The sequence below is a fragment of the Candidatus Neomarinimicrobiota bacterium genome, assembly GCA_016784545.1.
Classification (GTDB): domain Bacteria; phylum Fidelibacterota; class UBA8477; order UBA8477; family JABMPR01; genus JABMPR01.
This window is the reverse complement of the sequence record JADHUM010000010.1, coordinates 24,756-38,425: the sequence shown is the minus strand read 5'-3', so window position 1 is coordinate 38,425 and position 13,670 is coordinate 24,756. Positions and strand designations below refer to the sequence as shown.

11 protein-coding genes are annotated in these 13,670 nt (G+C 46.4%); 4 read left to right on the top strand and 7 right to left on the bottom strand.

The genetic code is table 11. The features are described from left to right. Positions 1–75 precede the first annotated feature (75 nt). The 7 genes from ISR87_03765 to ISR87_03735 form a co-directional block, all read right to left on the bottom strand. Positions 76–798 (bottom strand): hypothetical protein, encoded by a 723-nt coding sequence (locus ISR87_03765; GenBank protein ID MBL7024549.1) that lies wholly within the window; start codon positions 796–798, stop codon positions 76–78. A 1-nt stretch (position 799) separates the two neighbouring features. Continuing rightward, complete coding sequence (locus tag ISR87_03760) at positions 800–1,492, bottom strand: hypothetical protein (GenBank protein ID MBL7024548.1); 693 nt, start codon at positions 1,490–1,492, stop codon at positions 800–802. Then, positions 1,489–2,343 carry an ABC transporter ATP-binding protein gene (locus ISR87_03755; GenBank protein ID MBL7024547.1) on the bottom strand — a complete coding sequence of 285 codons (855 nt, stop codon included), beginning with the start codon at positions 2,341–2,343 and terminating at the stop codon, positions 1,489–1,491. The genes ISR87_03760 and ISR87_03755 overlap by 4 nt, the downstream gene beginning before the upstream one ends. 22 nt (positions 2,344–2,365) lie before the next feature. Beyond that, on the bottom strand, positions 2,366–3,205 hold the full coding sequence (locus tag ISR87_03750; protein ID MBL7024546.1) for a GntR family transcriptional regulator: 840 nt from the start codon (positions 3,203–3,205) through the stop codon (positions 2,366–2,368). Positions 3,206–3,982: 777 nt separating this feature from the next. Further along, positions 3,983–4,438 carry a D-tyrosyl-tRNA(Tyr) deacylase gene (locus tag ISR87_03745; protein MBL7024545.1) on the bottom strand — a complete coding sequence of 152 codons (456 nt, stop codon included), beginning with the start codon at positions 4,436–4,438 and terminating at the stop codon, positions 3,983–3,985. Positions 4,439–4,678: 240 nt separating this feature from the next. Continuing rightward, positions 4,679–8,122 (bottom strand): DNA polymerase III subunit alpha, encoded by a 3,444-nt coding sequence (gene dnaE / locus ISR87_03740; GenBank protein MBL7024544.1) that lies wholly within the window; start codon positions 8,120–8,122, stop codon positions 4,679–4,681. 38 nt (positions 8,123–8,160) lie between these two features. Next, positions 8,161–8,982 carry a geranylgeranylglycerol-phosphate geranylgeranyltransferase gene (locus ISR87_03735; protein ID MBL7024543.1) on the bottom strand — a complete coding sequence of 274 codons (822 nt, stop codon included), beginning with the start codon at positions 8,980–8,982 and terminating at the stop codon, positions 8,161–8,163. Positions 8,983–9,179: 197 nt separating this feature from the next. Here ISR87_03735 and ISR87_03730 point away from each other — a divergent pair, with 197 nt between their 5' ends. The 4 genes from ISR87_03730 to ISR87_03715 all read left to right on the top strand — a co-directional run bounded on the left by ISR87_03730 (position 9,180) and on the right by ISR87_03715 (position 13,665). Further along, positions 9,180–10,097 carry an NAD(P)H-binding protein gene (locus tag ISR87_03730; protein ID MBL7024542.1) on the top strand — a complete coding sequence of 306 codons (918 nt, stop codon included), beginning with the start codon at positions 9,180–9,182 and terminating at the stop codon, positions 10,095–10,097. Positions 10,098–10,248: 151 nt separating this feature from the next. Further along, on the top strand, positions 10,249–11,598 hold the full coding sequence (locus ISR87_03725; protein MBL7024541.1) for a mandelate racemase/muconate lactonizing enzyme family protein: 1,350 nt from the start codon (positions 10,249–10,251) through the stop codon (positions 11,596–11,598). Then, on the top strand, positions 11,599–12,849 hold the full coding sequence (locus tag ISR87_03720) for a T9SS type A sorting domain-containing protein (protein ID MBL7024540.1): 1,251 nt from the start codon (positions 11,599–11,601) through the stop codon (positions 12,847–12,849). A 12-nt stretch (positions 12,850–12,861) separates the two neighbouring features. Further along, positions 12,862–13,665 (top strand): class I SAM-dependent methyltransferase, encoded by an 804-nt coding sequence (locus ISR87_03715; GenBank protein ID MBL7024539.1) that lies wholly within the window; start codon positions 12,862–12,864, stop codon positions 13,663–13,665. Positions 13,666–13,670: the final 5 nt, after the last annotated feature.

Here is a 13,670-nt window from a genome sequence, read left to right as displayed (position 1 = left end):
TCTGTCTATAAAGTTAGTTTTAAACAGGGTGCAGATAAATTCGTTGTGAAGGAAGAATTTAAAGACAGACACTAATTACTGTTTTCTTAGAAAATTTCCGAGAAATATTTTCAATACGACGAGATGTACAAGGATCCCCAAAAATAGATCACTCCAGATCCAGGCTGATGATTCCTGACTATGGATAAAGGCTTTGGCTATCCAAAAGGGTGGTAAAAATGCTGACAACCAGTGCCAGCCGGAGTTCCAGAAAAAAACAAGGGGTATGGCCAGATACATAATTCCCAGTAATTTGCTAAAGGCTAAACCTTCCACCTTATTCTCTGAAAATGTCACCAGAAAAAGCGTCCCAATAGCTGCTTCAAGAGCAATCATTATTGCAATGCCTAACCCATGCAGAGGCTTGAGCGGAACCAGAGCAGTTGCATAGAAAATTAATAAAAAGAACAGTGCGCTGAGCAACATGGGCATCATGAGCTTATAAGTTAGATAGCCCTGCTTTCTCAAGGGTGTGACACTGATAAAATCAATCACATCTTCATCTCGTTCATCCAGAATAATAAAGCCATATATCATGGCAAAAAGCATCCCGGGGATCAGGTTAAGAAAGCTTACCACAAATAAGCGGTAGGGTGTGGGGTCAATTTCAAACCGGGCCTGAAGAAATAGTTCAATGGTAGGCAGAAAAAAGAGCAGAATGGTTATAGCCAGCGGTCCAAAAAGAGCCATCACAAGGGTGGTATCACGGATGATGAGCTTCAAATCACCCTGAGCCAGGACTATAGTTGGCACTTTCATGTTAGCTGGGGTGCCTGACATATCTATCGAAACGCCGATGAACCCAAACACTGAGGATGGAAAACCAGATTAACAGACTGGCAACTGAAAACAGTTTTATTGCGAGAGAGTAATCATGGGCCAGGACATCCAGCAATATCAAGGTGGCTCGTGTGGGGAAAAGATAGAAAAGAGGTGTATCAAAAAGCTGGAGATACGCTAGAATAGGTAGACTGATAAGCAGACCAATTCCCAGGGATTTGACAAAGTAGTCATTCACATGGCGGGCTCTAGCTGCGAAAACAAGCCCAAAGAGCGTATAAATTAGAGCGCTAATAACCACGCCAATAATGAACCAACTCAAATTTTGCCCCCCAACTGATGCCCCCAGTATAATGATGAGAGCAGAGGTACAAGACAGGAGCAGAAAGGACAATATTTTAGCCAGCAGGTATTCATGAAGTCGCAGGGGGGTAACAAATAGACTTTCAGTCAAGTTTTGTCCCCGTTCAAGCAAAACGATAGCGCCAATAAAGGTAAATCCCAGCGTGCAGATATCGGTAAAGAGAATGATTGTCAGGGTCGGATATATCAGCGTTTCGGGCAATAACTTTAAGGTAATGATGTATAGAACAGTCAGGATTGCATAAACATAATAGAATCCATGCCGGAACTGAAAGCGAATGTCTTGACGGAGTGCAGCCAGAAGTCTCACTGCAGCGTTCTCCCAGTCGTCTTTACAAAAACATCCTCCAGGCTGGCTTCCCTGCTGTGAATGGTTTCGATATAATGATTCTTCAAGATATTCTGAAACGTGTCATTTGTGCCCAGTGTGTCCATGGGAATAGATTGGGTTTGTAATGAATCTGCGTCACGATATTCAATTTCCAGGAATCTTTCACCATGCTGCAATTTGAGCTCTCTGGGTGAGTCAATCAGACTAACCTCACCATCCACAATAAAGGCAACCCGATCACAAAGTGTGTCGGCAACATGCATGTCATGGGTGGTGATACAGATGGTATTGCCTTTATCTTTCTCGGCGAGAATTAGAGCTTCCAGCTTGCGCAGATTGACAGGATCCAGCCCTGCTGTAGGTTCGTCCAGAAAGATCAGGGTCGGGTTGTTCAATAGACTGCGGCAAAAGTTCAATCGAACCTTCATCCCTTTGGAAAAATCACTGACACGGGTCTTGGCCGAATCCTCCAGTCCAACAGCAGCCAGAAGCTCCACAGGATTCCGGGTTTTACTGGCATAAAACCGGGCAAAGAATTCCAGGTTTTCCAGGGCAGTGAATTTGGTGTATAAATTGGGGGTCTCAAAGGCCACACCTATGGACTCATAGAATTCAGAGTTCAGCTTTTGAAGATCAAGACCATTGACTGAGACTGCACCCCTGTAGTTATTCAGAATGCCGATGAGGATTTTTTGAGTTGTGCTCTTTCCAGCACCACTTGGACCAAGAAATCCGAAAATTTCACCGGTGTCAACCTGAAAATTTAAACCTCTGAGTGTGTCCTGAGAATTGGAACCATAAGCAAAGTGAAGATCAGTTACCTGGATCATAAGGTCTGCCTCATTCTTGAATTCAGTTGTCGTCTATGAGTTGAATCCCATGCGGTTCAAGCTTGATCAGGCGTTTTTTATAGAGAGAACCAATAGAACGCTTAAACACCTTCTTGCTCAACCCAAATTCACGATAAACGACATCAGGTGGTGTTTTGTCATTGAAGGGCAGGAATCCCTGATGCTCCTCGAGCAAATCCAGAATCTTTTGACTGGCGGCATCCATGTGTTGTACGCCAGGCTCCTGAAGAGTGAGATCAATCTTGCCATCCTCGCGGATGTTTTTGATGTAGCCTTCAAGTTGTTGCCCCTGTTGCAGGGGCTGGAAAACTTCGTCTTTGAAAAGCAGACCCCAATATCCGTTCTCAATAATGGCTTTATATCCCAGATCTGTGCGATTTACGATAAACAGATCAACTTTTTCACCAGGAGTGAAGCGTGGGTTCTCATCACTTAAAAACTTGTCGAGTTTGGTGCTGGCTGCAATGCGGTTGCTGACGATGTCCAGATAAGTGTGGACCACATAGTGTCGACCCTCGACAAGTTTGTGGCTTTGTTCACGAAAGGGAACCAACAGATCTTTGGGCAGCCCCCAATCCAGAAAAGCGCCCATCTCATTATTGTCGATAACCTTGAGGCTGGCAAATTCACCCACCATGGTTTTAGGCTTTAGGGTTGATGCAATGATGGTGTCTGTGGAATCAAAGTATACAAATACCTCGAGCATATCGTCAACTTTTGTGCCTTCTGGAACTTCGCGTTTGGGTAATAGAATATCACCCAGTTCTTCGCCATCCAGATAGACCCCAAAGTCCACTTCCCGCATGACATGGAGCGTATTCATTCTTCCAATTTGAGACATAGGACCCCTTATAAATTTGTGGCTGAAGTTAAGGATGGGGAAATGGGATGAAACTGGAAAGATGGTGGGGCGATTTTTCCAGAACCAATCTGTCACACAGCACAACGGCAGACAATTGCCCCGTGCTTCAGCGCGGGGGTAGAGAGAAAGATTCAAGATAGGGCTTTAGCCCAAACAGTCAGGGTTAAAACCCTTCTTTACTGTCCGTTGAACCCCGGCCTAAAGGCCAGGGTAATTGATGTTTGTTTTCCGGACGACTTGAAGCCTTAGGCTGGTTTTCTGACAAGGATTGGACATTTCGTTGGCTCGAGATCGCGTCAGTCGTTTCACTCCTTCGCGAAGACATGCAGGATCAAGCCCCTTGTGTCATTGCGAGCGAATGCAATGAGCGCGGCAATCTCCGAATTCCTGGAAAGCGGATGGCCCGAGATCGCGTCAGTCGTTTCACTCCTTCGCGAAGACGCAGGTTGTCCACCGGCGGCTGGGCCTGTCTGTCCTGAGTTTATCGAAGGGTCGAAGTCTGAGGTGGTTCTCGTGGTATGGAGAGGACATCGCGCTCCAGGCAGACAATTACCCCGTGCTTCAGCGCGGGGGTAGAGAGAAAGATTCAAGATGGGGCTTTAGCCCAAACTGTCAGGGTTAAAACCCTTCTTTTCTGTCCGTTGAACCCCGGCCTAAAGGCCGGTGTAATTGATGTTTGTCATAGGACTGCTTGTAGCTTAAGGTTGATTTTCTGACAAGGACTGGACATTTCGATGAACTCAATGTCCAAGATTATTAACGAGGAAACTTTACCGTGCTGTCCATAACCAGTGTAACAGGACCTTCATTCATGATATGAACTTGCATTTCGGTTCCGAATTCACCCTTTTCAACTTCAATTCCCTGGTGCCAGAGCTGGTCCATAAAATATTCATAAAGCGGGATGGCTTTTTCAGGTCGGGCTGCCCGGGTAAAGCCGGGTCTGCGTCCTCGTTTATAGTCTGCAAGCAGGGTAAATTGGGAAATCACCAGGGCTTTCCCCTCCACGTCCTTGATGGATAAATTCATCTTCTCGTTTTTATCTTCAAAGATTCTTAAGCCAACAATCTTTTCAGCCAACCAGTCAGCATCCTCCTGAGAATCATCTTCAGCCACACCTAACAGAATGACATAGCCCATGCCAATCTTGCCTCTGGATCGACCGGAAATTTTGACTTCGCCACTGCTGACTCTTTGTACGACGGCGATCATATCTATATCCTTATGACACAATTCTGGGGTGAACGATAGACAAACTGACCTCAGGATGAAAGGAAATATTTTTATTTGCTGCACCTGATCCAGCATTAGAGTGAATGGTGATGAGTTGCCTTGAGGTAGTTACTTTGGACTTCAGCCCAGGGTTTGTGTCAACCATAAATGAACTTTAGCCCAAACTGTGAGGGTTAAAACGATATATGCTTTGATCTGTTTCGTTGTAAAAATAGGTAGCTAGGCCAGCCAGACATTTTCTTCACCAAAGGAATCACGGAGGGTTCGGATAAACCCTCGGTTTGCAGAAACCCTGGCGCTTCTGGCCATCATAATTCTTTCACGCGTATCACCTTCTCTGAGGTGGAAAATCAGTGTGCAGGCACCAGAATATCGCCTGGCAAGAATTTGAGTCTCATCCAATACGTTTCCAGCCAGAAGGGCAGGATCAAAAGCGATGTGGACTTCACGGGCATATTCGTTTTGTCCCTCTTCCAGGGGGATCACCTTAGTCACCAGGACCTTGAGATCATCGTCACTTCTTTTTGAAATTCGACCTTCCATATAGACCCTGGAATCATTGGCGATGTATTCCTTGTACTTGGTAAAGGCATCCGAGAATGCCAACGCCTCAATAGAGCCATCAAGACCATTTAAGGTGAAAAAGGCCATTTGGTTATTGCGTTTATCATAGTGGATTTTCATGCCTGAAATAATGCCACCAATGCGCACATCCTGCTCATCTCGGCTGGCAGTCAGGTCGATAAGGTCAAGATTTGAGAAGGCATTGATTTCGCTCTCAAAACCATGCAAGGGATGCCCGGTGAGATAGAACCCGATGTATTCCCGCTCACGATTGAGCATGTCCATGTTGTTCCAGGCCGGGGCATCGTTTAGTTCGGGCTCTCGGATCATGGCTGAATCACCACCGCCACCAAAGAGGTCGGTCTGGTTGGTGTTCTTCAGGGTTTGAACCCGCTGTCCATGATAAACTGCATCTTCAACACTGAGGAATTTCTCCCAGCGTGTTCCCGGGAGTGTGTCCATAGCGCCACTGCCCACCAGGGCTTCAACCACACCCTTATTGGTGCTTTGTGAGTCAACTCTGGAACAGAAATCAAAAATAGATTCAAAGGGGCCATTGTCCAGACGTTCCTGCATGATGACTTCAGCTGCCTTGGAGCCCACCTTCTTGATGGCATTCAATCCGTAAATAATACTTTTACCTTCGCCTGGGGCAAAGTGAACCATACTGGCATTTACATCAGGCGCAATCGTGTTAATGCCCAGTTTGCGACATTCGGCCAGAAGCATCTGAATTTTTTCCGTGTTATCCTTTTCTGAGCTCATGTTAGCCGCCAGGAATTCGACAGGATAGTGGGTCTTCAGATAAGCGGTCTGATAGGCAATAACCGAATAGGCAGCAGAGTGACTTTTGTTAAAACCATATTCAGCAAATTTCTCAATTAAATCCCAGATCTTGCTGGCGAGTTTTTCATTGATGTCATTTTTCTTAGCACCGGTTATAAACTCTTCTTTCATCTCATCCATGAGGGATTTGATCTTTTTACCCATGGCCCGGCGCATTAAATCGGCTTTTGAGAGAGAAAATCCAGCAATCACCGATCCCAGTTGCATGACCTGTTCCTGGTAGACGATAATACCGTAAGTTTCTTTGAGAATCTCCTCCATCAAGGGATGCAAAGAGGTCACTTTCTGTTCACCATGTTTTCGGGCGATAAAGTCATTAATATTGCCCATGGGACCTGGTCGATACAGGGCATTCATGGCAAACAAATCTTCCAGGACTGTTGGCTTGAGTTTCTTCAAATACTCCCGCATGCCCGTAGATTCAAACTGGAACAAACCGATGGTCAGGCCATCAGCAAATAACTTATAGACAGCCGGGTCGTCCATGGGGATGGTTGCAATATCAATCTCCACGCCTTTAAACTTCTTGATGAGTTCAATAGCCTCCTGAATGACTGTAAGCGTTCTCAGGCCGAGGAAGTCGAACTTGATTAAGCCCACATCCTCCAGGGCTTTCATATCGTACTGGCTGGTAACCGTCCCATCTTTGGCGGATTTATAAAGGGGGATGTAATCAGTGAGTTTTCCAGGAGCTATCACCAGGCCAGCAGCATGCTTACCGGCATTGCGGTTCATGCCTTCCAGGACTTCAGAATAGTCGAATAACTGTTTATGAACTTCGTCAAGTTCCGATGCCAGTTTCAGCTCTGGACTTTTCTTCAGAGCTTGAGGCAGTTTGATGCCCAGCTCTTCAGGGACCAGCTTGGCAATTCGATCCGTTTCTTTGATGGGGACTTCCAGGACACGTCCCACATCTCGAATAACTGCACGAGCTTTGAGTTTATTAAAGGTAATGATCTGAGTAACTGAATCGTGTCCAAAGCGGTCCCGCATATAATCGATGACCTCTTCCCGTCGGTCATAACAAAAATCGATATCAATATCGGGCATACTCACACGATCAGGATTCAGAAAACGCTCGAACAGTAAATCGTATTGAAGGGGATCAAGATCCGTTATACCAAGAGAATAGGCGACCAGGCTTCCAGCTGCCGACCCACGACCTGGTCCCACAGGAATGCCTTGTTTTTTAGCATAATTCACAAAATCATGGGTAATGAGAAAGTATCCGGGGAAGCCCATTTTTTTGATAACATCAAGCTCATAATTCAGACGCTCTTTGTAGCGGGTGTCGATTTGTTTGACTCGACCTTCCATGCCCTCCCAGGTGATTGCATCTAGGTGGTCGTTTAGAGAACGACCTTCTGGAATGGGGAATTCAGGCATGTGGTTTACACCGGTTTCCAGTTTGAACTGGCACATTTCATTAATACGTAGTGTGTTCTCAATGGCTTCTGGAACATCTTTGAAGAGTTCGACCATCTGCTCAGCACTTTTGATGTAAATGTCTTTGGTATCGTATTTCATGCGATTGGTATCGCTGATGTATTTGCCACGACCAATACATATCAAGGCATCGTGAGCCTTGTGATGATCTGAGCTGACATAGTGAGAATCATTGGTTGCTACCAGTGGAATGCCAGTATCCCTTGAGACTTTCTGAACCACTTCACGTGCAATGGCCTCCAGCTCAAACTCACGACCTTCAAGGGTGAAGTGACGTTGCATCTCTAAAAAGAAATTACCCCGACCAAATATCTCGTCATATTCAATAGCCTGCTCCTTGGCCCGGTCGTAATCTCCTCGGGCAGCATGATAGGTAACCTGTCCACTGAGGCAAGCTGTCGTGGCGATGAGACCCTCAGAGTGCTGTCTCAGCAAATCTTTATCAACACGGGGAACAAAATAGAAGCCATCCTGGTAGGCCATGGATGTCAGTTTGAGAAGATTGCGATATCCAATTTCATTTTTAGCCAGCAGGACAAGATGATAGGCTCTTTTTCCTTCAGTAGGCAGGCGTTTTTCGGTGTGGATGCCCGGAGCTACATAGGCCTCCATCCCAATAATAGGTTTGATTTTAGCCTTGGTGGCAGCCTTGTAAAATTCAACAGCGCCGAACATGTTGCCATGATCAGTCAGAGCAAAGCTTTTCATCTCCAGTTCGGAGACCTTGGAAATAATTTGATCTATGCGGGCAGCGCCGTCCAGCAGCGAGTAGTGGGAATGATTGTGAAGGTGAACGAATTCAGCCACGGTGTATCCTTATTATGATTCCCCTGGGGGAAAAGCAGTTAAAAAGTCTGGCCGAAATATAGAGCAGCGAGACCCACAAAAATATCGAGTTTTAAAAACAATTGTGCCCTGGAGTAATTTTTTTTGTTCGGCTGTTTCCAGAGCAATAAGGCGAAAACCAGCAGGGGCAGATTTATACCCAATATAACGATCCATAGATAGACATGGTTGTAGCCTCCCAGAAAAAATGGCAGGGTATCCACAAACACAAAGGCCACCATGAGCAGGAGAACCAATGCAAGCGTTTTGCTTTCTCCCCAAACCAGAGGGAGCGTACGAGCTTCATCTTGAGAATCGCCCGCCATGTCTTCCAGATCCTTTACTATCTCTCTGATCAGTGTGAAACCAAAGGCCAGGGCAGCCATAACCAGGGTGGCCTGAATATTGCCAAAAGCAGAACCGACATAGATGAACGCCAACCCCAACATAAATGACACCGTCAGGTTACCAATCAGAGGCTGCCGTTTAAAGCAGGCACTATACGCTATCAGGGTTGGAATTGAAATGAGCCCGGCAATAATGAAAGCCTCCATTGATATAAACCATGAAAACAGGCTGCCGGCGGCAAAAAGAATGATGAGGTAAATGCGAGCTTGTTTAACACTCATGGCTCCTGAAGGCAAGGGCCGATCCGGACGATTTATCCTGTCAATTTCCAGATCATAGATGTCATTGATGATATTTCCACCGGCGTTTATGGTGGTCACCGATAGAATCAACAGAAGGAGCACATCGACCTGTGCCATTTCACCCAGGAAAGCAGTTGTGAGGACAACCGCCAGGGTCGCTTGAAGTAGATTCAGGGGGCGTAAAATGGTCAACCAGTGCATGCCTCAAACTAAGGCAAAAGTTAGAAGTTAGAAGGTAGAAGTTTTCCCAGGCCAAGACCTGTGCCATCTGTTAGTGAGACGGTGTACACCAGTCAGCTGGAAGAATCATTAATAGATGCTTTCCCGTGTGTTTTCGGAGTATATATTTGCACAGTACCTATTTACAGGGAACAAGAGGGGGAGCAGTAATGGCTAAAAAGATAATCGTCTTTGGCGGAACTGGATACTATGGACGCACCGTTGTCGCTGCTCTGGTTGCCCGGGGGCAGCTGGTCAGGGTCGTTAGCAGGAATGCTGAAGGGGCTCGGGCTGTTGTCGGTTCTGAGGTAGAAATCTTTGAGGGCGATGTGACCCGTCCTGGGGATATCAACAGGGCTCTGCAGGGCATGGATGTCATCGTTATCTGTCTGGCTGCCATGTCCGTCAAGCTGATTCGTAAGATGCAAGCAATTGAACGTGATGCGGTGTTGAATATCATGTTGGAAGCAAAAAAACTGAACATTTCCCGCTTGATCTATATGTCTGGTTATGAAATGCGGGCCAGCTTACTGGATGACCTGAAGATCCCTGAATTTGGAGCGATCAAGATTGAGATTGAAGCAGCACTTCGAGCTTCAGATCTAAACTGGACCATTTTGGGGGATGCCCCTGCTTTCGAGTTATTTTTTGCCTTTCTTAGAGGTAATAAAATGACAGTTCCAGGAGGGGGTCTCAAGGCCATCCCAACCATCTCAGCTGAGGACGTTGGTGAGATCACGGCACAGACCGCTCTGAGAGACGATCTGGGGGGTCAACGAATCAGACTTACCGGTCCGCAAGCCTACAATTTTCCTGAAGTCGCTGCACTGATCTCGGAGATAACCGGGAGTGCGATACAACACATGGCCATTCCACTGACAGTGGTGAATGTGATTTCGGCACTGATCTACCCCATAACACCCTTTCCCCGATATCTATACCAAAGCCTGCTCCTGCTAAATAATTTTCCAGCAGATCTGGCAGACGAAGTACCCCGGGACCACCAAAAACTGTTAGAACTGTTTGACTATGAACCCCGAACCCTGGAAGCTGAAATAGAAGGTCGCCTTGGCCGCAAGGCTGAGTAGAACCCGTGTCCAGACCAGCAATTGATGTGTGATTTATAATACTGGGGGGTTGATAGATAAGATGCCACTTGTCATTGTTATTCAGTAAGATAAGTTCACACACAGATACAAATGTTTTAAGCATCATAGATAATCAAGTGGGGTGCACACGATGAAAATTGATCGCATAGAGCTCTATTATGTCAAGATTCCCCTGGAGGAGAAGAAGCCCGGCTTTTTTGCCCAACCTGCCTATTTCCAGCCCAGCTGGATTCCCGGATTCCGACAATCAGAAGTCAGGTTTTATCTCTTAAAACTTGGCACAGATACTGGTCTTGAGGGGGTAGCAGCCACCGTAGGAATGGGGACAGAGCGGAATGGGTTGGGACACATGCTTGGTAATTATCTCATGGGTCTCAATCCTTTAGATATAAGACTGATGAATCAACGGATTCAAGAATTCTCATATATCGGTATGCGCAATGGCTGGATCGATGGTGCTATTTGGGACATTATTGGTAAAAGTAGAAATGAACCCCTCTGGAAAGTGTTGGGTGGCAGTGGCGGGTTTGTCTATCCGTATATGTCCACGGGTGCAAATCATGACCATGATCAAGATAAATCAAGGGAGCTCAGCGTCTGGGCGCAAAGTCAAGCGTATAAAGGCATCAAGCTGAGGGTGAAGGGTCTGGACCTGAATAAAATGATCGATTATGTGGGAGCCGCCCGTGACCAGGTGGGTCCCGACATGAAAATCATGGTAGATGCCAATCAGGGCTGGCCCGTGGATTTGATTGATGAAACGCCCAAGTGGGATTTGGATTTAGCGCTGAAATTTGCCCGGGGTCTGGAACCCCATCAAGTTTACTGGCTTGAAGAACCTCTGAATCGCGGAAATTTTGAGGGTCTGGCCGAGCTTCGGAAAAACACCAGCACACCTATCGCCGGGGGAGAGCTCAATTCTTCCTGGCGAGACTTCAGGGCCATGTTGGACCTGGGTAGCCTGGACATTTATCAACCTGATGCCGTCATGGCTGGCGGCACCTATGCAGGTGGAATTTCCAATGTTTACTGGCTTATCAGGGAGATTGAAAAACACAATCAAGAACGCCCTGATGACAAGGTTAAATTTTGTCCCCACACCTGGACCACCGGCCTGGGTTTTGCCATAGCTCTCCAACTGGTCGGTGTCATACCTGAATCAGAACGTAGCATCCTGGAGTTTCCACTGGAAGGAAACTGGACAGCTGATGCCTGGGCGCGCTTTATTAAGGGTGGCTTCCCTCGCGATACTGAGGGTAGAATTAAAATACCGGATAGCCCTGGTCTGGGGATTGAAATCGATTGGGATGTAATAAGCCGTTTTGGGAAAAGAATCTATAAGGGGAGTTCCACTACCGTTAGTGTAGGAGCATTGAGAGATCGTGGACTCAAACAGGCCATGTATCTTAAGCAGAAGAAACAAGAGCAATTCAAACGCTCAGCGAAGGCTGAATTCAGCATCCCGGAGGCACCATTCTAAATGATAAATTCTAATGCTGCACAGAGAAGCACCCCCCTTGTCCTTCTATTCTTTGTCATGCTGTTGGTCCTATTGCCAGCCGCAGGAAAGGCATATGTAACTGACCATGTCGTTTTGGTCATCATTGATGGCCTGCGCTATAGTGAGGGTTTGGGTGATGTCACCCATGCTCAAGTACCTCAAATGGCTTCTCTGGCTGAACAGGGGGCTCTGGTTGGCAATTTTCAAAACGATGGTGCCACCTATACCAGCAGGGCTATCCCGGCTATCTGGTGTGGAGCATGGACAGATATTAACACCTTTAGCGATCCAGATTGCGATGGGAGTTCCAACAACACCACCGAACTTCCAACTGTCTTTGAGTATTATCGCAAGCAACTATCCAGACCTGCAGACGATTGTGTTTATACACTAAAAGCACTCTGCCCATGGAAAGCCAGTCTTGATCCTGATTATGGAATGGATTACTGGCCGCTGTATCATAGCGTTGGCTCCACCGATATTGATGTATGGCATGAAACTGAGCAGGTGATCTCTGATCTGGCACCTCATTTTCTGCTTATGTATCTGGCAGATGTGGATTCCAGGGGGCATTCAGGTAATTGGGAAGATTACCTCAATGCTATCTCAATTGCGGACAGCCTTGTGGGTGAACTTTGGAACACCCTCCAGGTGGATACCACCTATGCCGGAAAGACCACCATGCTGGTAACCAATGATCATGGTAGGCATGATTATAATTTTCAGGGGCACGGGGATGACCGTATGGGCTGTCGCCACATACAACTTCTGGCCATTGGACCTGATATACACAGTGGTCTGGTTTCAGAGATTCCCAGGACAATACCTGATATCGCACCAACCATAGGGGAGCTGCTTGGCTTTATTACTGAAGATGCCACTGGTTCAGCCATGCTGGAATTGTTGGATCCAACGGCAGGGATAGACAAAAATGATGGGGCAAGAACGCCCTCCTCCATTTCTCTGGAACGATTGTATCCCTCGCCATTTAACTCAGAACTCAGTATTGAATATGAGTTGGTGGGTTCGCATCAGGCCGGCATCAGTATCTTTAACCTTCAGGGAATGCAAGTCTGGGCCAGTGATGTTTCTTCAAATGGTGCCGGGGTACATACCTTGAAATGGAACGGCAGAGATCAAAATCAAAACGAATTACCATCGGGAATTTTTATTGTGCAACTTTCAAATCAGAGTCTTTCACAGTCACAAAAAGTGATATTGCTAAAATGACAGGGGTTAAGAATGAGTGATTCCAAAAAATTCACACAGGCCAATCGGGAAGCCTGGAATGAGGCCATGCCCCATCATCAAAAAGCCAATGCTGACAAATGGGATAAAGCCTTTGCGGCTCCCGGTTTCTCAGTGATTAATGAACCTGAATTATCATTGATAAAATCGCTGAATATAGAAGGACAGAAGATTGCCCACGTCTGCTGCAACAATGGGGTAGAGCTTATGTCCCTCAAAAACATGGGTGCCGGGGAATGTGTGGGCTTTGACATTTCTGACGCTGCGATTCAGGAGGCCAGCGAACGGGCAGCGAGGTTTGGAATTGCCTGTGAGTTTGTTCAGGCGGACATCTATGATATCCCAGAGCAGTATCAGGGTGAATTTGATATTGTATATATCAGTATCGGCTGTTTGGGGTGGATGCCTGCTATTCAGCGCTTTTTTGGCAAGGTAGCTTCACTTCTCAACGATTCAGGAGAGCTCTTTATATATGAGTCACATCCCTTCTCTGAAATGCTACCCTCAGACGATCTGGAAAACGTGGATCCCCTGAAAATTATTGAACCCTATTTTAAAAGGGATCCCTACATCGACAATGATGGCATCGACTATGTCGGCAAAACAACCTATGATTCTAAGACCATGTACTGGTTTGTTTGGACGTTATCAGATATTCTTATGGGCATTATTGATAATGGGATGAAAGTGAGACATTTCTCAGAATACCCAGATGATATTTCCACGCTTCATGGCAAGAACCAGGAGGTCGGACCAGATATTCCGCTTAGCTACATCTTGATTGCGGAAAAGGAATAAGAAGG

Coding starts and splice junctions, on each gene's coding strand:
- ISR87_03765 (MBL7024549.1), bottom strand. CDS start 798: ATGAAAGTGCCAACTATAGTCCTGGCTCAGGGTGATTTGAAGCTCATC.
- ISR87_03755 (MBL7024547.1), bottom strand. CDS start 2,343: ATGATCCAGGTAACTGATCTTCACTTTGCTTATGGTTCCAATTCTCAG.
- ISR87_03750 (MBL7024546.1), bottom strand. CDS start 3,205: ATGTCTCAAATTGGAAGAATGAATACGCTCCATGTCATGCGGGAAGTG.
- ISR87_03745 (MBL7024545.1), bottom strand. CDS start 4,438: ATGATCGCCGTCGTACAAAGAGTCAGCAGTGGCGAAGTCAAAATTTCC.
- ISR87_03730 (MBL7024542.1), top strand. CDS start 9,180: ATGGCTAAAAAGATAATCGTCTTTGGCGGAACTGGATACTATGGACGC.
- ISR87_03725 (MBL7024541.1), top strand. CDS start 10,249: ATGAAAATTGATCGCATAGAGCTCTATTATGTCAAGATTCCCCTGGAG.
- ISR87_03720 (MBL7024540.1), top strand. CDS start 11,599: ATGATAAATTCTAATGCTGCACAGAGAAGCACCCCCCTTGTCCTTCTA.
- ISR87_03715 (MBL7024539.1), top strand. CDS start 12,862: ATGAGTGATTCCAAAAAATTCACACAGGCCAATCGGGAAGCCTGGAAT.